This is a genomic window from Shimwellia pseudoproteus, assembly GCF_016415625.1.
Lineage (GTDB): Bacteria > Pseudomonadota > Gammaproteobacteria > Enterobacterales > Enterobacteriaceae > Shimwellia > Shimwellia pseudoproteus.
This window is the reverse complement of record NZ_WBXP01000023.1, coordinates 1-23,156: the sequence shown is the minus strand read 5'-3', so window position 1 is coordinate 23,156 and position 23,156 is coordinate 1. Positions and strand designations below refer to the sequence as shown.

The 23,156-nt window shown below is 57.5% G+C and carries 20 protein-coding genes and 1 other RNA gene; 10 read left to right on the top strand and 11 right to left on the bottom strand.

The genetic code is table 11. The features are described from left to right. Positions 1-166 precede the first annotated feature (166 nt). Entirely contained in the window at positions 167-1,147 is a 981-nt protein-coding gene (gene btuC, locus F9C28_RS11660; protein WP_199015506.1) for a vitamin B12 ABC transporter permease BtuC, read from the top strand. On the opposite strand, the gene F9C28_RS11655 is transcribed toward btuC, so the two are convergent. Further along, positions 1,136-2,050, bottom strand: a complete 915-nt coding sequence (locus F9C28_RS11655; RefSeq protein WP_199015505.1) for a LysR family transcriptional regulator — start codon at positions 2,048-2,050, stop codon at positions 1,136-1,138. The genes btuC and F9C28_RS11655 overlap by 12 nt on opposite strands. A gap of 92 nt (positions 2,051-2,142) precedes the next feature. Between F9C28_RS11655 and F9C28_RS11650 the strand changes: the two genes are divergently transcribed. The 6 genes from F9C28_RS11650 to F9C28_RS11625 all read left to right on the top strand — a co-directional run bounded on the left by F9C28_RS11650 (position 2,143) and on the right by F9C28_RS11625 (position 8,043). After that, on the top strand, positions 2,143-3,105 hold the full coding sequence (locus tag F9C28_RS11650) for a 2-hydroxyacid dehydrogenase (RefSeq protein ID WP_332909414.1): 963 nt from the start codon (positions 2,143-2,145) through the stop codon (positions 3,103-3,105). A gap of 42 nt (positions 3,106-3,147) precedes the next feature. Next, complete coding sequence (locus F9C28_RS11645) at positions 3,148-4,548, top strand: MFS transporter (RefSeq protein WP_199015502.1); 1,401 nt, start codon at positions 3,148-3,150, stop codon at positions 4,546-4,548. Between the two features lie 115 nt (positions 4,549-4,663). Next, on the top strand, positions 4,664-5,215 hold the full coding sequence (locus tag F9C28_RS11640) for a glutathione peroxidase (protein WP_199015500.1): 552 nt from the start codon (positions 4,664-4,666) through the stop codon (positions 5,213-5,215). Beyond that, positions 5,215-5,964, top strand: a complete 750-nt coding sequence (gene btuD / locus F9C28_RS11635) for a vitamin B12 ABC transporter ATP-binding protein BtuD (RefSeq protein ID WP_199015498.1) — start codon at positions 5,215-5,217, stop codon at positions 5,962-5,964. Before F9C28_RS11640 ends, btuD begins: the two co-directional genes overlap by 1 nt. An 83-nt stretch (positions 5,965-6,047) precedes the next feature. Continuing rightward, positions 6,048-6,512, top strand: a complete 465-nt coding sequence (locus F9C28_RS11630; RefSeq protein ID WP_199015497.1) for an NlpC/P60 family protein — start codon at positions 6,048-6,050, stop codon at positions 6,510-6,512. A gap of 91 nt (positions 6,513-6,603) precedes the next feature. Beyond that, positions 6,604-8,043, top strand: a complete 1,440-nt coding sequence (locus F9C28_RS11625) for a protein adenylyltransferase SelO family protein (RefSeq protein ID WP_199015495.1) — start codon at positions 6,604-6,606, stop codon at positions 8,041-8,043. A gap of 43 nt (positions 8,044-8,086) precedes the next feature. On the opposite strand, the gene F9C28_RS11620 is transcribed toward F9C28_RS11625, so the two are convergent. Both F9C28_RS11620 and ppsR read right to left on the bottom strand, forming a co-directional pair. Further along, complete coding sequence (locus F9C28_RS11620) at positions 8,087-9,133, bottom strand: 3-deoxy-7-phosphoheptulonate synthase (RefSeq protein WP_199015493.1); 1,047 nt, start codon at positions 9,131-9,133, stop codon at positions 8,087-8,089. Between the two features lie 157 nt (positions 9,134-9,290). Next, positions 9,291-10,124, bottom strand: coding sequence for a posphoenolpyruvate synthetase regulatory kinase/phosphorylase PpsR (gene ppsR, locus F9C28_RS11615; RefSeq protein ID WP_199015491.1), 834 nt, complete (start codon positions 10,122-10,124; stop codon positions 9,291-9,293). Positions 10,125-10,462: 338 nt separating this feature from the next. Between ppsR and ppsA the strand changes: the two genes are divergently transcribed. Continuing rightward, positions 10,463-12,841, top strand: coding sequence for a phosphoenolpyruvate synthase (gene ppsA, locus F9C28_RS11610; RefSeq protein ID WP_199015489.1), 2,379 nt, complete (start codon positions 10,463-10,465; stop codon positions 12,839-12,841). A 78-nt stretch (positions 12,842-12,919) separates the two neighbouring features. Here ppsA and rprA read toward each other — a convergent pair. The 7 genes from rprA to F9C28_RS11575 all read right to left on the bottom strand — a co-directional run bounded on the left by rprA (position 12,920) and on the right by F9C28_RS11575 (position 21,106). Then, positions 12,920-13,029: antisense sRNA RprA (gene rprA / locus F9C28_RS11605), an RNA gene on the bottom strand. A 234-nt stretch (positions 13,030-13,263) separates the two neighbouring features. After that, entirely contained in the window at positions 13,264-14,394 is a 1,131-nt protein-coding gene (gene ydiK / locus F9C28_RS11600) for an AI-2E family transporter YdiK (RefSeq protein WP_199015487.1), read from the bottom strand. A 170-nt stretch (positions 14,395-14,564) separates the two neighbouring features. Next, the gene (gene trpA / locus F9C28_RS11595) at positions 14,565-15,377 is read right to left on the bottom strand and encodes a tryptophan synthase subunit alpha (protein ID WP_199015485.1); all 813 of its coding nucleotides are present in this window, start codon (positions 15,375-15,377) and stop codon (positions 14,565-14,567) included. Then, entirely contained in the window at positions 15,377-16,570 is a 1,194-nt protein-coding gene (trpB, locus tag F9C28_RS11590; protein WP_199015484.1) for a tryptophan synthase subunit beta, read from the bottom strand. The genes trpA and trpB overlap by 1 nt, the downstream gene beginning before the upstream one ends. 13 nt (positions 16,571-16,583) lie before the next feature. Then, entirely contained in the window at positions 16,584-17,945 is a 1,362-nt protein-coding gene (gene trpCF / locus F9C28_RS11585; RefSeq protein WP_199015552.1) for a bifunctional indole-3-glycerol-phosphate synthase TrpC/phosphoribosylanthranilate isomerase TrpF, read from the bottom strand. Positions 17,946-17,948: 3 nt separating this feature from the next. Then, positions 17,949-19,544, bottom strand: a complete 1,596-nt coding sequence (gene trpD / locus F9C28_RS11580) for a bifunctional anthranilate synthase glutamate amidotransferase component TrpG/anthranilate phosphoribosyltransferase TrpD (protein WP_199015482.1) — start codon at positions 19,542-19,544, stop codon at positions 17,949-17,951. After that, positions 19,544-21,106, bottom strand: a complete 1,563-nt coding sequence (locus tag F9C28_RS11575) for an anthranilate synthase component 1 (protein WP_199015480.1) — start codon at positions 21,104-21,106, stop codon at positions 19,544-19,546. Before F9C28_RS11575 ends, trpD begins: the two co-directional genes overlap by 1 nt. 276 nt (positions 21,107-21,382) lie before the next feature. Between F9C28_RS11575 and rnm the strand changes: the two genes are divergently transcribed. Both rnm and F9C28_RS11565 read left to right on the top strand, forming a co-directional pair. After that, positions 21,383-22,264, top strand: a complete 882-nt coding sequence (rnm, locus tag F9C28_RS11570) for an RNase RNM (protein ID WP_199015478.1) — start codon at positions 21,383-21,385, stop codon at positions 22,262-22,264. Then, a complete protein-coding gene (locus tag F9C28_RS11565; protein ID WP_199015476.1) occupies positions 22,261-22,881 on the top strand; it encodes an L-threonylcarbamoyladenylate synthase in 621 nt (206 codons plus the stop codon). Before rnm ends, F9C28_RS11565 begins: the two co-directional genes overlap by 4 nt. 82 nt (positions 22,882-22,963) lie before the next feature. Here the strand turns inward: F9C28_RS11565 and F9C28_RS20140 are convergent. Then, positions 22,964-23,156 (bottom strand): hypothetical protein (locus F9C28_RS20140; RefSeq protein WP_233149039.1); only part of this gene is annotated, 193 nt, incomplete at its 5' end.

Genomic DNA, 23,156 nt, shown 5'->3' with positions numbered 1-23,156 from the left:
TGACGACATCCAAAAGGCCGCCTTGTGCGGCCTTTTTTTTTATCTGCCCCGGTGTATTGCCATCCACGCACCCATAAATCCCTACCAACTGTATTGTTATTCTTCACTTTCCTGCGGTCCTGGCAGCCCGTAAAATCAGCCCGTTACCCTGATAATGGAATCTGCCATGCCCGGATTTATCCTTGCCCAGCGTCGCCGTGAAAAACAGTGGCTTATTGCGCTCACCCTGGTGGTGGTGGCCAGCCTGCTGCTGAGCCTGTGTGCCGGAGAGCGCTGGATTTTCCCCGGGGCGTGGCTGAGTGCTGACGGCCAGCTGTTTGTCTGGCAGATTCGCCTGCCGCGTTCGCTGGCGGTACTGCTGGTGGGCGGGGCCCTGGCGCTGACCGGGGCGATTATGCAGGGGCTGTTTGCCAACCCGCTGTCAGAACCCGGCTTGCTGGGGGTCTCTAACGGGGCCGGGGTTGCCCTGGTGGCGGGGCTATTCATCGGTGGCGGGGGCTGGCCTGGCTGGGCGCTGGGGCTCTGTGCGATTGTCGGGGCGCTGGTGATAACCGGGATCCTGCTGCGTTTTGCCCGCCGTCACCTCTCTACCAGCCGCCTGCTATTAGCCGGGGTGGCGCTGGGGATCATTTGCAGCGCCCTGATGACCTGGGCGGTCTATTTCAGTACCAGTATGGATTTGCGCCAGCTGATGTACTGGATGATGGGGGGCTTTGGCGGGGTGGACTGGCGCCAGGGGTGGCTGATGCTGGCGCTGGTGCCGGTAATGGTCTGGTTGTGTCGCGTAGGGCATCCGCTGAACCTGCTGGCCCTCGGGGAGAGCAGCGCCCGGCAACTGGGGCTGCCGGTGTCTCTCTGGCGTAATCTGCTGGTGCTGGCCACCGGCTGGCTGGTGGGGGTGAGTGTGGCCCTCGGTGGCGCTATTGGTTTTGTTGGCCTGGTGGTGCCGCATATCCTGCGTTTATGCGGGATCACCGATCACCGGGCCCTGCTGCCCGCCTGTGTGCTGGCGGGGGGCGGTGTCCTGCTGCTGGCGGATATCCTGGCCCGGCTGGCGATGCCGGCGGCAGAACTGCCGATTGGTGTGGTGACCGCTACCCTCGGCGCGCCGGTGTTTATCTGGCTGTTGTTGAGGTCAGCCCGCTGACTCTGGCGCGGCGCTGGCGCTCTGCTGGAGCATATCCCTGACTGCCTGAATAAAAACCGGCAGGGCGGGGTTCGGGTTGCTCTTCGAATAGACTAAAAAATTGTGCGCCTGAATATTGGCATCTTCAATATTAATATAAGCCACGTGCGGGAAATTAAGGGTCCTGGCGGATGCCGGGACAATCGCGCACCCCAGGCCAGCGCTGACCATGCCGAGAATAGTATGGGTCTGGGTGAACTGGTATTTATAATGGGGGCTAATATTATTGAACGTGAATAAATCAGTAATCCGTTCGTGAAAAATACGCGCTTCATTTTGGCTGTAACAGAAAAAAGGCTCATTATTAAAGGCGGAGAGCGGTATTTTTCGTTTTCTGGCTAACGGGTGATCCGTATGAAAAGCGGCAACAAAGGTTTCTTTGGTCAGCGGCAGGTAGGTGAGTAATGGATTTGGTGGGACGTGACGCACAAAACCGACATCAATAATATTATCTTCAATCGCGCTAATCTGTTTTTGTGAGACTTGCTCATCGAGCTCGAAATCCAGCCCGGGGAAGGTTGCGGTCATATTCTTCAGCAACTGGGGAATAAATTGCCATGAGAACACCGCCGTAAAGCCGATGCGCAGCGTCCCCACCACGCCATCTATCCGCTGCTGGGCGGAATACTGGAGCTGGTCCGCCAGCTTGAGGATCAGCCGCGCCTCTTTGAGCACGTTCTCCCCCATGTGGGTGAGGCCAACATGGCGGTTATTTCTGTCAAAAAGCGTGCACCCGAGGCTTTTTTCCAGCAGTTGTATCTGGCGACTAAGGGGCGGTTGGGTAATATGCAGACGGGCCGCTGCACGCCCGAAGTGCAGCTCCTCGGCAACGGCAATAAAACAACGCAACTGATAGAGATCCATGATTCAATTCTTATATCAATGAATGTCCAGTTTATATTAGACATGAAATAATTCGCTGTCCATCATCAGCATTAATAGCAACCGTCTGATGGATGACCGCGATGACAGAAAAATCAAACAACCAAAAAATACACATCTTATTAACTCAGCCCGTTCCTGAGCCCATCGATCAAATAATGGCGCGGGAATATGAAATCCACCGGCTTTATCAGGCTGATAACCCAGAAAACATGCTCGCTGAGATCGGCTTATTAATTCAGGGGGTAGTTACCGGCGGGGCCAGAGGGCTGCCGCGGGAAATAATGGCACAGCTGCCGCAATTAAAAATTATTGCTATCAGCGGCATTGGTACCGATGCCGTGGATCTCGACCTCGCCGCCCGGCGGGATATTTATGTCACCACCACCCCTCAGGTGCTGACCGATGATGTGGCGGACATGGCGATGGGGCTGATTATTACCACGCTGCGGCGGATGAGCGAGGCGGAGCACGTTGTCCGCACTGGCCGCTGGCCGGACACCACGCTCCCCCTGGCGCGTAAAGTGAGCGGCGCCCGCCTTGGCATTATCGGCCTGGGTCAGGTGGGCCTGGCCATTGCCCGGCGGGCGGAGGCATTCAGTATGCCGATTGCGTACACCAGCCTCGCCCCCCGGGACGATGTGGATTACCCCTTTATGGCTGATATTCATGCCCTGGCGCGCAGTGTGGATGTGCTGGTGCTGGCGGCGTCTGCGGATGGCGGGCAGGTGATTGTCGACGCCCCGGTGCTGGATGCCCTGGGGCCAGAGGGGTACTTCATCAACGTTGCCCGGGGCAAACTGGTGGATGAAGCAGCCCTGGTGAATGCCCTGCAACAGCGCCAGATTGCCGGGGCGGGCCTTGACGTATTTGCCGCTGAACCCCGGGTGCCGGAGGCGCTCTTCAGCTTGCCAAACGTGACACTGCAACCACACCGGGCCAGCGCCACTGAACAAACACGCATTCTGATGGGGCAGCGCGTACTGGAAAATCTGGCTGCCTGTTTTAACGGTCAGCAACCACCGCACCGGGTGTAAATCATGCCTCTCTGACCCGCACATAAAAAGGAAGTAATAACGATGAGCAATCATAAAGAAAGTTATGTTTCCCCCCGTCATGCAGGTTATACCGGACACCGCCGTTATTGGGTACTGGCACTCATTTTTATCATTACCGTTATCAACTATGCCGATCGCGCCACCATGTCGATTGCCGGGACCTCGGTTGTCCGGGATTTGGCGCTGGACCCGCTGATGCTGGGGGTGATTTTCTCCGCATTCGCCTGGGCTTACGCGATAGGGCAGATCCCCGGTGGCTGGTTGCTGGATAAGTTTGGCGCCCGGCGGGTGTACGGCACCAGTCTGATCCTGTGGTCGATTTTTACCGCACTCCAGGGCACCGTCGGGTGGCTGGGGATGTCAGGGGCGCTGGCGGCGATGACGCTGTTCCTGATGCGTTTTATGCTCGGGCTGGTGGAGTCCCCGGCCTTCCCGGCCAACTCGCGTATTGTCTCCTGCTGGTTTCCCACCCGGGAGCGGGGGCTGGCCTCGGCACTGTTTAACTCCGGGCAATATATGGCGGTGGTGGTCTTCGCCCCGCTGATGGCGTGGATCACCCACGCCTGGGGCTGGGAGCATATCTTTTTATGGATGGGGGCGATTGGCCTCGTGCTGTCGGTAGTATGGTTTGCCTCCTACCGGGAGCCGCACCGGGACCCACACCTGAGCCCGGAAGAGAAAACCCTGATGCGCGAAGGGGGAGCGCTGGTGGATCTGGATGCCGGGCATAACGCTCAGGCGAAGAAAGTCTCGGCCAGTGAGTTAAAAAGCCTGTTTGTCGAACGTAACCTGTGGGCGATTTATCTGGGCCAGTATTGCATTACCGCGCTGACTTACTTTTTTATCACCTGGTTCCCGATTTACCTGATTCAGGGACGCGGAATGTCGATTATGCAGGCCGGGTGGGTGGCCGCGTTACCGGCAATTTGCGGCTTCAGTGGTGGCCTGCTGGGTGGGTATTTGTCGGATCGCCTGATTGCCCGGGGGATGCACCCGTCCCGGGCGCGGAAAACCCCGTTTGTTATCGGCATGGGGCTGTCAACCTGCCTGGTGTTTGCCAATATGGTTGATACCAACAGCGCGGTGGTGTTCCTGATGGCGCTGGCGTTCTTCGGTAAAGGGTTTGCCGCCATCGGCTGGGCGGTGCTGTCCGATGTGGCGCCGAAGAATATGATAGGGCTGTGTGGCGGGGTGTTTAACTGCATCGGCAATATTGCCGGGATAGTGACCCCGCTGGTGATTGGTTATGTGGTGTCGGTCACCGGCTCGTTTAACCTGGCGCTCTATTTTGTTGCCGCCCACGGGGTGCTGGCGATTGTTAGCTATCTGGTGATTGCCCGCCGCTTTGAGCGTGTCGAGTCTTCCCCGCAACCGCGGCGTACCTCGGGTTATTCCGCCCGGGTGAGATCGTCTGCGGAGTAATCGTAAAACCAACTGACAACGCGGCAGGTTCGCGGGCAAAAGATTTGGCTATCCGGACCAGGATCTGGCTATTATTATCCTCCAGATGATAACAACAACCTGTAAGGATTTTGCTATGCAACAGTCGCTTGTCACTCTTCCGTTAACCACGCTCGACGGCCAGTCTGTCACCCTGGAAAACTGGCCGGATCAGGTATTGTTAATCGTTAATGTGGCCTCAAAATGTGGCCTGACCCCGCAGTACGAACAGCTGGAAGCCCTGCAAAAGCACTACCAGTCCCAGGGGTTCAGCGTGCTGGGCTTCCCTTGTAATCAGTTCCTCGGCCAGGAGCCGGGCAGCGCTGAAGAGATCAAAACCTTTTGCAGCACCACCTACGGGGTCACCTTCCCGATGTTCAGTAAAATCGACGTCAACGGCGAGCATCGTCACCCGCTGTATCAGGCGCTGATTGCCGAGGCCCCAGAGGCCATCTTCCCCCAGGACAGCGGCTTCTATGAGCGCATGGCCAGCAAGGGGCGGGCGCCAGCTCACCCCGGGGATATTCTGTGGAACTTTGAAAAATTCCTGATTGGCCGCGGCGGCCAGGTGATCGCCCGTTTCTCCCCGGATATGACCCCGGATAACCCGCATCTGATCACTGCCCTGGAAATGGCGCTGGCCGGGTAATGGTGGCGCTGTTAAGCCTGCAAAATATTGCCGTCACCGGGCGGCTGACCCCCCTGAGCGGCGCTGTCCTCCCGGGGGAGTACCTTCATCTGGTGGGGCCGAACGGTGCCGGCAAAAGTACGCTGCTGGCCTGTATGGCGGGGTTACATCCTCATCAGGGGACGCTGCTGCTGGAGGGGAAACTCCTTGCCAGCTGGTCCGGCCCGGCGCTGGCGCAGCGGCGCGCCTGGCTGAGCCAGCAGCAACTGCCGCCGTTTGCCATGCCGGTCTGGCATTATTTGTTACTGCACCAGCAGCGGGGCGCCGCCCGGGATGTTATGCAGTCCCTGGCCCGGGAGCTGGGGCTGGACGATAAGCTCACGCGCCCGGTAAGCCAGTTGTCTGGCGGGGAATGGCAGCGGGTGCGCCTGGCGGCCTGTGTGTTACAGATCCATCCCGATTGCCATGCTGAGGGGCGGCTGTTGTTGCTTGATGAGCCAATGGCAAGCCTGGACGTGGCGCAGCAGGCGGCGGTGGATAGGCTACTGGCCCGCTTACACCAGGCGGGGATCACCATTGTGATGAGCAGCCACGATCTTAACCATACCCTGGCACACGCCAGTGGCGTGTGGTTGCTGAAAGGCGGCGTTTTGCTGGCCAGTGGCACGGCAGAACAGGTGTTGAGTGAGTATCATTTATCCCGGGCCTACGGGGTAAATTTCCGCCATTTGCGGGCAGATGGATACAATATGGTCGTTCCTGTTCCCTGAGCAGGTCTGGGCCTTGCGGGGGAAGGGGGACGGCGCTACATTACGCGGGATAAAATACGCGATAACTAGAGGGATTTAGCGGAATGCGCTATTGGGTAATAGTCCTGGTGACTCTGATTCTGGCCGGGTGTAGTAGCCACCGGGCCCCGCCGCCTAATGCGCGGTTGTCTGACTCTATCACAGTGATCGCCCAGCTTAATGATCAGCTCAATACCTGGCGCGGCACGCCGTACCGCAATGGCGGTATGAGCCGCCGTGGCGTGGATTGTTCCGCGTTTGTCCTGATGACCTATCGCGATCAATTCAGCCTGCGGGTACCGCGGGTGACCACTGCACAGGCCAAAATAGGCACCGAGATCAGCAAAGACGAGCTGCTACCCGGTGATCTGGTGTTCTTTAAAACCGGCAGTGGCGAAAATGGCCTGCATGTCGGTATTTATGACACCGATAACCAGTTTATCCACGCCTCAACCAGCCACGGGGTAACCCGCTCGTCTCTGGATAATGTCTACTGGCGGAAAAAATTCTGGCAGGCTCGTCGCCTGTAGCCGCTATTCCCCCGTTTAGCGGGGGAATAACCCTGACGCCTCCCGGTGTTTAAAGGCGGCCCGAAGCACTACACTGCAGGCAGGAGGCGCTATGAACCCAACACCCCGTTTTACCAATAGCTGGTACCACCAGCTCCCCGGCTTTTACGCTGAGGTTACACCGTACCCCCTCGAGAATACGCGGTTAATCTGGCATAACCCGGCTCTGGCGGATGCGCTGGGCCTTGATCCGGCACTGTTTTCCTCCCCGGCCGTGTGGGCCGGTGAGCAATTATTACCGGGGATGGCGCCCCTGGCTCAGGTGTATAGCGGCCACCAGTTTGGCCAGTGGGCCGGGCAACTCGGGGACGGCCGGGGGATCCTGCTGGGGGAACAGTCCCTGGCGGACGGCAGCGTGCGCGACTGGCACCTTAAAGGGGCAGGGACCACGCCCTATTCCCGGATGGGAGATGGCCGGGCCGTGCTGCGATCCACCCTGCGGGAAGCCCTCGCCAGTGAGGCCCTGCATTATCTGGGCATTCCCACTACCCGGGCGCTGACGGTGATAACCAGCGATACCCCGGTATACCGGGAAACCGAAGAGCGCGGGGCGATGCTGATGCGCATTGCCGACAGCCATCTGCGCTTTGGTCATTTTGAACATTTCTATTACCGTAAAGCGCCGGAGAAGGTGCAGCAACTGGCGGACTATGCCATTGCCCGCCACTGGCCTGAGCTGGCGGCAGAGGCCGACGGCTACGTGGCGTGGTTTCGGGATATTGTTGAGCGCACCGCCCGGCTGATTGCCCACTGGCAGGCAGTCGGTTTTGCCCACGGGGTGATGAATACCGACAACATGTCCCTGCTGGGGCTGACCCTCGATTACGGCCCCTATGGGTTTATGGATGATTACCGGCCTGGTTTTATCTGCAACCACTCCGATAATCAGGGGCGTTATGCTTTTGATAACCAGCCGGCGGTGGGGCTGTGGAATTTGCAGTGCCTGGCCCGGGCGCTGTCGCCGTTGATTGCAGTGGACGATCTCAATGCGGCGCTGGATCTGTATCCTCAGGCGCTTTCCCAGGCGTGGGGTAGCCATATGCGCGCCAGGATGGGGTTCTTAACCCCGATGGATGGCGATAATGAGCTGCTGGTAGAGCTCTTCAGCTTAATGGCCCGGGAGGGCAGTGACTACACCCGTACCTTCCGGATGCTGAGCGCCACTGAACAGTACAGCGCCAGTTCGCCGCTGCGGGATGAATTTATCGATCGCGCCGGGTTTGATGCCTGGTTCAGCCGTTACCGGCAGCGTTTGCTGGATCAACAAATTGCCGACGGGGTGCGCCAGCAAGCCATGTACCGGGCCAATCCGGCGGTGGTATTGCGTAACTGGCTGGCCCAGCGGGTGATTAGCGCCGCGGAGCACGGGGATTATGCCCCGCTTCATGAGCTGCACCAGGTGCTGATGCAGCCCTTTGCCAGCCGGGATGACGACTATACTCACCGGCCCCCGGACTGGGGGAAACATCTGGAAGTCAGCTGCTCGAGCTAAAAAAATCCCGGCCACAGGTGCCGGGATTTTTTTGCCACAAGGATCAGAACCGGCTGTCGGTGGCGTCGGACAGCATCTGCAACAGGGTTTCGGTATCGTCCCAGTTCAGGCATGGGTCGGTGATTGACTGGCCGTACACCAGAGGCTGGCCGGCAACGATTTTCTGGGTACCTTCGCGCAGGAAGCTTTCCGCCATCACCCCGGCAATGGCCCGGGAGCCGTTGCGGATCTGCTGACAGACGTTCTCGCACACATCCAGCTGGCGGCGGTGTTGCTTCTGGCAGTTACCGTGGCTGAAGTCGATAACCAGGTGTTCCGGCAGATCGAAGCTGTGCAGCGCATCGCAGGCGGCGGCAATATCCTCGGCGTGGTAGTTCGGGGCTTTCCCGCCGCGCATAATGATATGGCCGTGGGGGTTGCCGCTGGTCTGGTAAATGGTCATCTGGCCGTTTTTATCCGGGGAGAGGAACATATGGCTGGCCCGGGAAGCGCGGATTGCATCAATCGCAATGCGGGTATTGCCGTCAGTGCCGTTTTTAAACCCTACCGGGCAGGAGAGGGCCGAGGCCATTTCCCGGTGGATCTGGCTTTCTGTGGTGCGGGCTCCGATGGCCCCCCAGCTGATCAGGTCAGCAATATACTGGCCGATCACCATATCGAGAAATTCAGTCGCGGTGGGGACCCCCAGCTCGTTCACCTGTAACAGTAAGCGACGGGCCTGCTCAATACCGTGGTTAACCCGGTAGGTGCCGTTCAGGTCCGGGTCGGAAATCAGCCCTTTCCAGCCCACCACGGTGCGCGGTTTTTCAAAATAAGTGCGCATCACGATTTCCAGCCGGTGCTGATATTTATCACGCATCTGCTGGATACGGCGGGCATAGTCCATGGCCGCATCCAGATCGTGGATTGAGCATGGGCCAACAATGACTAACAGACGGGGATCGGTGCCGTTAAGGATTTTTTCAATGCGGTGGCGCGCTGCGGTCACAGAACTGGCCACGGCACCGGAAATGGGGTGGCGGCTGGCCAGCTCTGCGGGGGTGACCAGGCTGTCGATACGCGCAGTCCGCAGTTCATCAGTTTTATTCATGCAATATCTCGGGAAAATGGTCTTCTCTGCGGTGAAATACCGGGAAGTGATGGCGATCACAATAAACCAAACCATGCCTAATGAAAAGCAAGGCGGCGCACCGGTAACCGGAAAGCCTGTACCCTAACATATCCACTTGTATTTGTGTACTAGTTTATCAGTACATGCGGCGACTTAATCCCATAATATCGAGGATTTTGGTGGCTATCTCCTCGACCGAGAAGTTGGTGCTGTTGATATAGGGCACCTGATGTTTACGGTACAGTGCTTCCACTTCGGCCACTTCCATCCGGCACTGGCGCAGTGAGGCATAGCGGCTGTTTTCCCGGCGCTCCTCGCGGATTGCCGCCAGGCGTTCCGGGTTAATGGTCAGCCCAAAGAGTTTGTGTTGCAGTGGTTTAAGGGCCGCGGGCAGTTGCAGATCGTCCATATCATCGGCAATAAACGGATAGTTAGCGGCCCGGACACCGAACTGCATGGCCAGATAGAGGCTGGTGGGGGTTTTTCCACAGCGGGACACCCCCAGCAGGATCACCTGTGCCTGGTCGAGATTACGCATTGAAATACCGTCATCATGGGCGAGGGTGTAATCAATGGCGGCGATACGGGCATCATATTTATTCAGGTTGCCCGGTGTCAGCCCGTGGGTGCGGTGAGCTATCGGGGTCGGGTCCAGTTGCAGCTCATGCTGGAGGGGGGCCACCAGCGCCTGCACGATATCCTGACAAAAACCGGCGCTTTGCAAAATAATGTTGCGGATCTCCGGCAGCACAATGGAATAGAACACCAGGGGGCGGATACCGGTTTGCTTCCAGATGGCGTCAATCTGTTCTTTTACCGCTCTGGCCCGGGACTCACTCTCAACAAACGGCAGTGTGATGCTGTTAAAGGTCACCGGAAACTGTGACATCACCGCGTGGCCGAGAACTTCTGCGGTGATGGCGGTGCCGTCGGAAATATAAAAAACATGTCGATCGATATAATTTTCCATGAAACGATCCTGATTAATTAATGATACCTGCCGATACGCTATAAATTAAAACAATCGACTGTATTTTGCTAACCCTGCCCCCATTAATAAATGAAATGGTGTTTTTACTTTTTATGAAATGGCCTGACCACATTTACCCGGCAGTCAGTTTCAGCGCTGTTTATTATATTTATGATGATAATCAGCTTGTTATAAAAAACTTCTTTTTTTCTTAAAAGTTAAAAAATATTTTTGCTTGAACGATTCACCGTTTTATCCGCTGCGATAAATATGCCAAGCTAAACAGGTAATCCGGTGTAGTAACGCCCCATTCCTATATCACAAAAAGGATTGTTTCGATGTCCAATAATGGTTCGTCACCGCTAGTGCTTTGGTATAACCAACTTGGTATGCATGATGTTGACAGAGTTGGGGGCAAGAATGCCTCCCTTGGTGAAATGATCACTAACCTTTCTGATTTAGGTGTTTCCGTACCAAACGGGTTTGCCACCACCGCAGACGCCTTTGACCAATTTCTGGATCAAAGTGGTGTAAACCAGCGGATTTACGCACTGCTGGATGAAACCGATATTGATGACGTATCGGCACTGGCGAAAGCCGGGGCGCAGATCCGCCAGTGGGTCATTGATACGCCGTTCCAGCCTGAGCTGGAAGAGGCCATCCGCAATGCGTATCTGCAACTGTCTGACGGTAATCCCCAGGCCTCCTTCGCGGTGCGCTCCTCCGCCACGGCGGAAGATATGCCGGATGCCTCCTTTGCCGGGCAACAGGAAACCTTTCTTAACGTCCAGGGTATCGACGCCATTATGGTGGCGGTGAAGCATGTGTTTGCCTCACTGTTTAACGATCGCGCGATTTCTTACCGCGTCCACCAGGGCTATGACCATCGCGGCGTTGCGCTTTCTGCCGGGGTCCAGCTGATGGTCCGTTCCGACCTGGCGGCCTCCGGGGTGATGTTCTCCATTGATACTGAATCAGGCTTTGACCAGGTGGTCTTTATCACCGCGGCCTGGGGGCTGGGTGAGATGGTGGTTCAGGGGGCGGTTAACCCGGATGAATTTTATGTACATAAACCGACCCTGGCTGCAGGGCGTCCGGCGATTGTGCGCCGCACCATGGGGTCGAAGAAGATCCGCATGGTCTATGCCGACAGCCAGCAACATGGCAAACAGGTGCGTATTGAAGATGTCCCGCAGGGCTACGGCGATCGCTTCTGTCTGACGGACGAAGAAATTCACGATCTCGCCAAACAGGCGTTACAGATAGAACAGCATTATGGCCGCCCGATGGATATCGAGTGGGCCAAAGATGGCCACACCGGCAAGCTGTATATCGTCCAGGCCCGCCCGGAGACCGTGCGCTCCCGTGGTCAGGTTATGGAGCGCTATACGCTGCATTCCCAGGGGAAAATTGTCGCCGAAGGCCGCGCTATCGGCCACCGCATTGGCGCCGGTGAAGTGAAAGTGATTCACGATATTAGTGAAATGAACCGCATTGAGCCCGGCGATGTGCTGGTGACCGATATGACGGACCCGGATTGGGAACCTATCATGAAAAAGGCGGCGGCGATTGTCACTAACCGCGGCGGGCGTACCTGCCACGCGGCGATTATAGCCCGTGAGCTGGGGATCCCCGCGGTGGTTGGCTGCGGGGATGCCACAGAGCGCCTGCATACCGGCGACAAGGTCACCGTTTCCTGCGCCGAAGGGGATACCGGTTACGTCTATAGCGACTTGCTGGACTTCAGCGTGCAGAGTTCCAGTGTGGACACCATGCCGGACCTGCCGCTGAAAATTATGATGAACGTCGGCAACCCGGATCGGGCGTTTGACTTCGCCTGCCTGCCTAACGAAGGGGTTGGCCTGGCGCGGCTGGAGTTTATTATTAACCGGATGATCGGGGTACACCCCCGGGCACTGCTGGAGTTTGACGACCAGGAGCCAGCGCTGCAAAACCAGATCCGCGAGATGATGAAAGGCTACGATTCGCCGCGCGAATACTATGTCGGGCGCCTGACGGAGGGGATTGCTACCCTCGGGGCGGCATTCTGGCCGAAGCGCGTTATTGTGCGACTGTCGGACTTTAAGTCCAACGAATACGCCAACCTGGTGGGCGGGGAGCGTTACGAGCCCCATGAAGAGAACCCCATGCTCGGTTTCCGCGGCGCCGGTCGTTACGTGTCCAACAGTTTCCGCGACTGCTTTGCCCTCGAGTGCGAGGCGGTGAAACGGGTACGTAACGAGATGGGGCTGACCAACGTTGAGATAATGATCCCCTTCGTGCGCACCGTAGAGCAGGCAAAAGCCGTGGTTGATGAGCTGGCGCGCCAGGGGCTGAAACGCGGTGAGAACGGCCTGAAAGTGATTATGATGTGCGAAATTCCGTCCAATGCACTGTTGGCGGACCAGTTCCTCGATTACTTTGACGGTTTCTCTATTGGCTCTAACGATATGACCCAGTTAGCCCTGGGGCTGGATCGCGACTCTGGGGTGGTCTCTGAGCTGTTTGATGAGCGTAACGAGGCGGTGAAAGCGCTGCTGTCGATGGCTATCAAAGCCGCGAAGAAGCAGGGTAAATACGTTGGCATCTGTGGCCAGGGCCCGTCGGATCACGAGGACTTTGCCGCCTGGCTGATGGAGCAGGGTATCGACAGTCTCTCTCTGAACCCGGATACCGTGGTACAAACCTGGCTGGGACTGGCTGAACTGAATAAATAAGCCCGGCCAGCGTGTGATAAACCGTCCTGTCCCGTCAGGGGCCGGGCGGTTTTTTTACGGGTAGAACCCGGCGAGCAGACAAAAAAAAGCCCATCGTGGGTGATGGGCAAAGACTACACACAGCAATTTGTTGATTCACTCAGGGGATGTATCCATGCTTATAAATCAATATGTTGATTCATAACCGTGTATTCATACTAGGTACTGGGGGGAAACCGTCGATCAGATTCATCCCAATAGTTGCGAAAAAGTAAACGTTAATCAGCGAATGTAGCAATTAATACCGAATTGCCGGTAGGTCAGAGAACGTCACAACAGGGCGCAGGGTTAATGGGCGGGCAGGGGGTGACAAGGGAAAGTGCCGGGAAAAAGAGAAAAACAGAAGAAAAGAGACGACGGCCCCGTGGCCGCCGCCGTGACCATTACTCCGGGTCTTGATTGATGGAGCTGGGGTGGTGGCCTTCGAGAATTTCCACCAGTTCTTCCGGGTCTTCATCCGGCAGGGCGGTTTCGTTAACCCACACCGCATACAGCCGGTAAGAGACCGCCAGCACAACCGGGCCGATAAACAGGCCAATCATCCCAAAGGCGATTAATCCGCCAATAACGCCAGACAGCACCAGAATCAGCGGCAGATCGGCCCCCATGCGGATAAGCATCGGGCGGATAACGCCATCCATCATCCCGACTATCGCACTCCAGACCAGCAGCACGGTGCCCCAGGTGGTATCCCCACTCCAGTACAGCCAGATAATCGCCGGGATAAGCACCAGCAATGGACCGATTTGTACCAGGCAGCAGAGGATCATCACCACCATTAGCAGGGTGACGTAAGGAATACCGCAAATGGCCAGCCCGATCCCCCCGAGGATGCCCTGCACCAGCGCAGTGACCACCACGCCCAGCGCCACGGCGCGGATAGCCTGAGCCGCCAGCACCACCGCAGCATCCCCCCGCTGAGCCGCCAGACGATAGGCAAAATGCCGTAACCCGAGGGCGACATTTTCCCCGCGCCAGTACAGCAGGGCACTGAAGGCCAGCATCAGGACGCAGTGCATTACAAAGCTGCCAACGTGGGCTATCTGGCCCACAAACCAGTTAGTGGTGGTACCGATATAGGGCTGGACTTTATCCATCAGCGCGCGGCCACCGTTGTGTAACAGGCCGTGCCAGCTCTGCCACAGCTTATCGCCCACCATCGGGATGTCGCGCAGCCAGTTAAGCGCCGGCGGGCTCATATGGCTGGAGGCGGTCGCCCAGTTGGCAATTGTGCTGCTGTTGTCGACGATGCTGTTCACCAGCAGCGCAATAGGGATCACGAACAACAGGGTTAATAACAGGGTCATCACCAGAACCGCCAGGGAGCGACGTCCCCACAGCAGGTGCTGTAAGCGCAGTAATACCGGCCAGGTGGCAATCACCACGGTACCGGCCCAGGCGAAGCCCAGAATAAACGGCTGCACTACCCACAGGCAGGCGATGATCATAATAGACAGGAACAGTACCGAGAGCAGCACTCGCGGAATGTCCACACGTTGATTTAAGCTGGGCATAAACCTGATTTACCTTAATAGTCTGCCAGGATGGCAAAAAGACGTACCGGGAAAGTACCTGATGTCTGTGATTTTAGCGCGTTTTTCGCGTTTTTGGGCAGTGTGTCACAATGCGATGGAAATTGGCGGGGAAATAACCGGACCCCCCGGGCGAGGGATCCGGCGGGATATTACCCGGCGTTAACGGTTGCGGCCTTCATTTTGCGGGCAAAATCCGTTAATTCGCGCAGCATAACGTCCGGCTGCTCAAGGTTTTTTTCAATGATTTTTACCACCGCCGAGCCGGAAATCGCCCCGGCGGCCCCGGCGGAAATGGCATCCTGCACCTGGGAAGGTTCAGAAATCCCGAATCCCTGGAGCGGGGGAGCAGCATGATAAGCGGCCAGTTGCTCCACCAGATGATGCAGCGGCAGGCTGGCGCGGTTTTCGCTGCCGGTTACCCCGGCCCGGGACAACAAGTAGGTATACCCCCGGCCATGGGAAGCAATCTGGCGCAGTAACTCATCGTCCGCATTGGGCGGACAGATAAAGATTGGCGCAACATTGTGCCGCAGGGCGGCCTGGCGGAACGGGGCGGACTCTTCCACCGGGACATCGGCAATCAGCACCGAATCCACACCAACGCTGGCACACTGGGCGTAGAACTCGTCAATACCGCGGTTGAACACCAGGTTGGCATACATCAGCAGGCCAATCGGCAGTGCCGGATATTTCGCGCGGATAACCGCCAGCATTTCAAAACACTGGCTCGGGGTCACCCCGGAGGCAAACGCCCGCAGGGTGGCATTCTGGATGGTGGGGCCGTCGGCCAGCGGGTCAGAGAACGGGATCCCCAGCTCCAGCGCATCGGCCCCGCCCGCCACCAGGGCATCAATGATTGCCAGGGACTGTGCCACTGACGGATCACCCAGGGTAACAAAAGGCACAAATGCGCCTTCATGGCGGCTTTTCAGCTGCGCAAATACGTGATCATAACGTTCCATCAGATTTCCCCCCGGGCTTTCAGGATGTCATATACAGTGAAGATGTCTTTATCGCCGCGCCCGGAGAGGTTCACCACCAGCAACTGTTCTTTATCCGGATTTTCTTTGATCATTTTCAGGGCATGGGCCAGGGCGTGGGAAGACTCCAGCGCCGGGAGGATCCCCTCATGGCGGCACAGGGTTTCAAAGGCATCCAGCGCTTCGTTATCGGTAATCGACACGTAATCTGCCCGGCCAATACTGTTGAGGTAGGCATGTTGTGGGCCGACAGACGGGAAGTCCAGCCCGGCAGAGATTGAGTAAGATTCTTCAATCTGGCCTTCATCTGTCTGCATCATCGGGGATTTCATACCGAAATAGATCCCCACGCGGCCGTGTTTCAGCGGCGCACCGTGCTCCCCGGTTTCAATCCCGTGGCCTGCTGGCTCCACACCGATCAGTTTGACGCTGGTGTCATTGATAAAGTCAGCAAACATACCGATAGCGTTAGAGCCACCGCCCACACAGGCGATAACCGCATCCGGCAGGCGTCCTTCTTTCTCCTGCAGCTGGGCTTTGGTCTCTTCACCGATCATGCGCTGGAACTCGCGCACGATGGTCGGGAACGGGTGCGGGCCCGCCGCGGTGCCCAGCATATAGTGGGCATTTTCATAGCTGCCGGACCAGTCGCGCAGCGCTTCGTTACAGGCATCTTTCAGGGTGGCTGATCCGCTGTGTACCGGGATAACCTCCGCCCCCATCAGGCGCATACGGAACACGTTCGGGGACTGGCGCTCAACGTCTTTTGCCCCCATATAAATACGGCATTTCAGCCCCAGCAGCGCGCTGGCAATCGCCGAGGCAACCCCGTGCTGGCCGGCGCCGGTCTCGGCGATGATTTCGGTTTTACCCATCCGTTTCGCCAGTAACGCCTGGCCCAGCACCTGGTTTGTTTTGTGGGCGCCGCCGTGGAGCAAATCTTCCCGTTTCAAGTACAGGGTGGTTTTGGTGCCAGCGGTAATATTGCGGCATTTGGTCAGGGCAGTAGGGCGCCCGGCGTAGTTTTTCAGTAAATCAGTAAATTCCTGCTGAAACGCCGGATCGCTCTGGGCGCTGACAAACGCCTCTTCCAGCTGGCGCAGGGCCGGCATCAGCAATTGGGGAACATACATTCCGCCAAACTCACCAAAATAAGGATTAAGTAAAGTTGTCATGCGCATTGCTTCCTTAGTATGCCCGCAGGGTGCTGAACACCGCTGCCAGCTTGTGTACATCTTTAATTCCTGGCGCGGATTCAACGCCGGAGTTGACATCGAGCCCGCTACAGCCCGCTTTGGCGGCTTCCACGCAATTATCCGCCCCCAGGCCGCCAGCCAGCAGGACATTATCCAGTTGCTGGCCGTTAAGCAGTGACCAGTCAAAACGCTGGCCGGTGCCGCCCTGGCCGTTATCGAACACGTATTTATCCACGTGGTTCAGATCCCGGGCGGGTAATGTGCTGCCGACGCTGAGCGCTTTCCAGATTTGTACCTGCTGGGGCAACTGGGCACGCAACTGGTCAATATAAGCTTGATCTTCGGCCCCGTGGAGCTGCACGGCAACCAGCCCTAACTGCCGGGCCGTGGTGGCCACATGGTCGAGGCTGGCGTTGCGAAATACCCCCACCCAGCGCAGCGGGGCGGCGGCCATCACCAGGCGTGCGGTGGCGATATCAATTTCACGAGGTGACCCTGGGGCGAAAATCAGCCCGCCATAGATGGCACCCGCCTGGTATGCGGCGGCGGCGTCCTGGGGACGGGTCAGACCGCAGACTTTATTCTCCCCCAGCAGTACCTGGCAAACGGCGGTACGTAAATCGTCAGCCCCCATCAGGGCGGAGCCTATCAAAAAGCCGTTAGCAAAATGGGCCAGTTCGCGGATCTGGCGGTAATTGCCAATCCCGGACTCGCTGATAACCGTGACCCCATGAGGCAGGCGCGGAGCCAGCTGGCGGGTACGGTTGAGATCTATCGACAGGTCGCGCAGGTCGCGGTTGTTGATGCCGACCACTTTGGCCTGCAGGGCAATGGCGCGCTCCAGTTCGGCGTCGTTACTGACCTCGGTCAGCACCCCCATATTCAGGCTATGGGCCACCGCCGCGAGCTGACGGTATTGCTCATCGTCCAGTACCGACAGCATCAGCAGGCAGGCATCCGCCTGATAATAACGGGCCAGATAGATCTGATACGGGTCGATAATAAAGTCTTTGCACAATACTGGCTGGGTGACCACGCTGCGCACGATGGGCAGGAACGCGAAATCCCCCTGGAAGTATTTCTCGTCGGTAAGTACCGACACCGCCGAGGCAAAATCTTTATACACCCCGGCGATGCGCGCTGGGTCGAAATCTTCGCGGATCAGCCCCTTAGAGGGGGATGCTTTTTTGCACTCCAGAATAAACGCGGTGCGGGTACCTTGCAGCGCGTGGTAAAAGCTGCGGTCGCTGGGCACGATGTCATTCTGAAAGGAGGCCAGTGGTTGCTGTGCTTTACGTTGAGCAACCCAGATGGCTTTATCGGCGACGATTTTGGTCAATACAGTCTCTTGCATCATTTATCCTCTGGCCGCCAGGGCTTGTACCTGGTCGAAAGCGGCCCCAGTGTGTAAGAATTCAATCACCCGTTTCGCGTTCGCTTTGAGGTCTTCTTCCCCATAAAGACGCATCAGCATGGCAACGTTGACAGCAACGGCGGCTTCGTGGGCGCTCTCGCCTTTACCTTGTAACAGGCGGCTGAGAATGTCACGATTTTCTTCCGGGGTGCCCCCGGCCAGCGCCTCTTTGGTGTACGGGATCAGGCCAAAATCAGCCGCGGTTAACGGGTAACTGCGAATCTCACCGTTGCACAGCTCTGCGACCTGAGTGGTGGCGTGCAGCGAGACTTCATCCATCCCGCCGCTGTGGACCACCGCCGCCCGCTGGTAGCCCAGCACGCGCAAGGTTTCGGCAATCGGCAGCACCAGTTCCGCACTGTACACCCCAATCAGCGCCAGCGGTGGGTGTGCCGGGTTAATCAGCGGCCCCAGCACATTAAACAGGGTGCGGGTTTTAAGCTGCTGGCGTACCGGCATCGCATAGCGGAAACCGGTGTGGTATTTCGGGGCAAACAGGAAGCACAGCCCCAGCTCATCCAGGGCGCGGCGGGATTTCTCCGCGGTCATATCAAGGTTGATACCAAAAGCCGCCAGTAAATCCGATGAACCGGACTTGCTGGAGACACTGCGGTTACCGTGTTTGGCCACTTTAAAGCCCATGGCTGACGCCACAAACGCACTGGCCGTGGAGATATTAATGCTGTTGCTGCCGTCCCCGCCGGTACCGACGATATCGGCAAACAGATAATCCGGGCGCGGGAAGGGGGCGGCATTCTCCAGCAGCGCCGTGGCGGCACCGGCGATTTCGTTCGGGCTTTCACCGCGAATTTTCAGGCTGACCAGCGCAGCGGCCAGTTGCTCCGGTTTTACCTCGCCGCGGACCACGGCCGAGAACAGCTGGTGGCTTTCCGCCTGGGTCAGTTCCTGGGCCTGGTAGAGTTTTTCCAGCAGCGGCTGTAGGGTGGTGGCCGGCTCTTGCTTTTTCAGCGCCCAGTCGAGGGTTTGTTCCAGCAGACGGGCGCCCTGGGTGGTCAGGATAGATTCCGGGTGGAACTGGAAGCCGCACACCCGGTCAGTATCGTGGCGAACCGCCATCACCATGCCGTCAAAATGGGCGTTAATGGTCAGCCCCGCCGGGATATTGCTGCCCACCAGCGAGTGGTAGCGCGCTACCGGCAGCGGGTTCATCAGGCCAGCGAACATCGCCTGGTCATCATGCTGAATGCTGGAGGCTTTGCCGTGCAGGATCTCCCCTGCCTGGCCTACGTAGCCGCCGTAGGCTTCCACAATGGCCTGGTGGCCGAGGCAAATCCCGATGATCGGCAGTTTACCGCGTACCCGGGTGAGTAATTCAGGCATGCAGCCGGCTTCGCTCGGGGCGCCAGGGCCGGGGGAGAGCATCAGCACCGGGTTGTCCATGGTTGCCAGGCGGTCCATCAGCATCTGGGCCGGGACATGGTTACGGTAAATCACCACGTTGTGGCCATTCGCTCTGAGCTGATCCGCAAGGTTGTAAGTAAAAGAGTCGATATTATCGAGCAGCAGAATGTCAGCCATCAGAACGTCTCCTGTGCGTGGTGAGCAGTCGCAATCGCGCGTAATACGGCGCGGGCTTTGTTACGGGTTTCGTCCGCTTCAGATTGCGGTACCGAGTCCAGCACGATCCCGGCACCGGCCTGGATCGAGGCAACACCGTTCTCCACCCATGCAGAGCGGATAACGATACAGGTATCCAGATCCCCGTGGGCGGTGAAGTACCCCACTGCACCACCATAACTGCCGCGGCGGCGGCCTTCTGCTTTGGCGATCAACTGCATTGCTCTCACTTTCGGGGCGCCGCTCAGGGTGCCCATATTCATACATGCCCGGTAGGCGTGCAGCGCGTCCAGATCCCGGCGCAGTTCACCCACCACCCGGGAGACCAGATGCATCACAAAGGAGTAACGGTCGACTTTGGTCAGGTCCGCCACATAGCGGCTGCCCGGGGTGCAGATCCGCGCCAGATCGTTGCGGGCCAGATCTACCAGCATCAAATGTTCGGACAGCTCTTTATGATCGGTACGCATTTCCAGCTCAATACGGCTGTCCAGATCCCGGTCCAGCGAGCCATCGGCCCGGCGGCCGCGGGGGCGGGTCCCGGCAATCGGATAGATTTCAATCTGGCGAGTGTCGGCGGCGTATTTCAGTGAGCTCTCCGGGGAGGCGCCGAACAGGGTAAAATCGCCATCCTGCATAAAGAACATATAGGGGCTGGGGTTGCTGTTTTTCAGCACTTCATACGCGGCCAGCGGCGACGGGCAGGGCAGTGAAAAACGGCGCGACGGTACCACCTGGAAAATTTCCCCGGCGCGGATGGATTTTTGCATCTGGCGCACAACATCGCCGTACTCTTCGTCACTCTGGCTGCAATCACAGTGCATATGGGGCACCGTTTCGACCGGTAACGGTGGCGGCGTCTCTTCCAGTTGCTGGCGCAGGGTGGCTATCCGGTGACTCAGGCGGGCTTTTTCCGCCGTGTCCGGGGTAAACAGGCTGGCCTGAATGCGGGTGCTCTGTTGCTGATGGTCGATAACCAGCAGGGTTTCGGCCAGATAAAAGCAGTAATCCGGGCAGCTGTCATCGTGGCTCAGGGCGGGGAGATCTTCAAAACCCGACACCAGGTCGTAGGCGAAGAGGCCGCCGAAGAACATGGCCTCGTGGTTATCCGCCGGCAGGGTTACGCATTCCTGTAACAGACGGAAGGCGTCAAATACCGACAGGGAACATAAGCGGGCGTCTTCATCCAGCAGCGGGCTGGCCGCCGGGAAATGTAACTCACGGCCGTTAGCCAGCGGCTGGTTGACCACCCCGGCAGGGAGGGCGGTGTCCAGCTGCGCCAGCAGATTGCTGCCGTTCTGGCTCATGGCCTGTAATGTCACCACGTTGCCCAGGGCGGTGATCCGCAGGGCGCTGTCCACCAGCAGTAAACTTTTGAGGTTATTTTTACTGTCGATATCGGCAGACTCCAGCAACAGCGTGGCCGGGCGGTCTGCGCATAACTGGTGGAATACCGCGGTTGGATTGTCGCGATAGACCCCGTCGCCGGTCAGGATATCAATTGCTGGTTTTTGCTTTTCCATAGTGTTTTCTCTTTTATTCTGTTCATAAAAAAGCCCGCTGTGGCGGGCCGGGGTATCTGTTTGCGTTAAGCAATAGCGTTCTCACGGCCCAGGTCAGGTCGTCCGCCACCCGTTGTGCAGAGTGATGAGTGCTGTCATTTCAGATACCTCGCTGTGAAAACATGCGTACTAGTTAACTAGTTCGATGAATCAATGTCAACAGTAATTTTTGATCCTCGTCAGGAGTGGTTATGATAACCACTTCGCAGTAAGACGCTTTAGGGCACAGGAGACGCTTTGAACGAGACATCACGACCGCTTATCTATGATTTACATAGTCACACCACAGCTTCTGATGGTCTGCTTTCTCCGCGTCAGTTGGTCGAACGCGCTGTTGAGTATCACATTGATGTGCTGGCAATTACCGACCACGATACCGTTGACGGGCTGGATGAGGCCCGCCGCGCCATCAGTGAACTTCAGCTACCCTTAGCACTGATTAATGGTGTTGAAGTGTCCACGGTATGGGAAAACCATGAAATACATATTGTTGGCCTGGGGGTTGATACGGCCAACGCCGGGCTGCGCGACTTTTTAGGCCGCCAGAGCGCCAGCAGGAGACTGCGGGCGGAAATGATAGCCGACCGGCTGGAGAAAGCCCGGATCCCTGGGGCGCTGGAGGGGGCGCTGCGTATTGCCGACGGCGGGGCGATAACCCGGGGCCATTTTGCCCGTTACCTGGTGGAGTGCGGCCGGGCAACGACTATCGCGGGGGTATTTAAAAATTACCTCGCCCGGGGGAAAACCGGCTATGTTCCGCCCCAGTGGTGTACAATAAAACAAGCTATTGATGTGATTCACCATTCCGGTGGTCAGGCTATTTTGGCCCATCCGGGGCGTTACCGTCTGAGTACCAAGTGGCTAAAACGGCTGCTGGCGTATTTTGCTGAATGCGGCGGTGACGGGATGGAAGTTGCACAATGCCAGCAGGCCCCCAATGAACGCAACCAGCTGGCACAATTTGCCCGCCAGTACGGATTACTGGCGTCTCAGGGATCGGACTTTCATCAGCCCTGTCCATGGATTGAACTGGGGCGCAATTTGCGTCTGCCGCCGGATGTTACTCCTGTCTGGCAGCAATGGGCGCCACCAGTCCTGATTGAAGAGAGTGAAGCATGAGCCAATTTTTTTATATCCATCCGGATAATCCCCAGACCCGGCTAATTAACCAGGCGGTGGAAATCATTCGCAAGGGTGGGGTGATTGTCTATCCTACCGACTCCGGCTACGCCCTGGGGTGTAAGTTGGAAGACAAAAACGCCATGGAGCGGATCTGCCGTATCCGCCAACTGCCGGACGGGCATAACTTTACCCTGATGTGCCGGGATCTTTCTGAGCTGTCAACCTACGCCTGGGTTGATAACGTGGCGTTTCGCCTGCTTAAAAATAACACCCCCGGCAATTACACCTTTATTCTGAAAGGGACCAAAGAGGTCCCGCGCCGTCTGTTACAGGAAAAGCGTAAAACCATTGGTCTGCGGGTGCCGTCTAACCCGATTGCGCTGGATCTGCTTGCGGTACTGGGCGAGCCGATGCTGTCGACATCCCTGATGTTGCCGGGCAGTGAGTTTACCGAGTCCGACCCCGATGAAATTAAAGACCGCCTCGAAAAACAGGTGGATCTTATCATCCACGGCGGTTACCTGGGCCAGCAGCCGACAACGGTGATTGATCTCACTGATGACGCCCCGGTGATATTGCGTGAAGGGGTGGGGGACACGCGCCCATTCTTATAATCTTGTCCGGTCATGGCATCTTGCCTGTGACCCGGTAATACAGTGGTCCGCCCCCGCAGGCCACTGTATCGCGCTTCCTGCGTTACCCTGTCGTTAATCCCACCGTTGCGGTAAATAACACCTTGTTGTGCTTCTTATTTTTTTCTTCACTAACATCCTTGTTACATATTGCATTAGGCTTTGTTGAATAAATCGAACTTTTAGCCGAAATTAGGATCAGATCACCACACTCCTGACCCTGTAGCGACATCCTGTGACAAAGCAAAAGTTCAAAA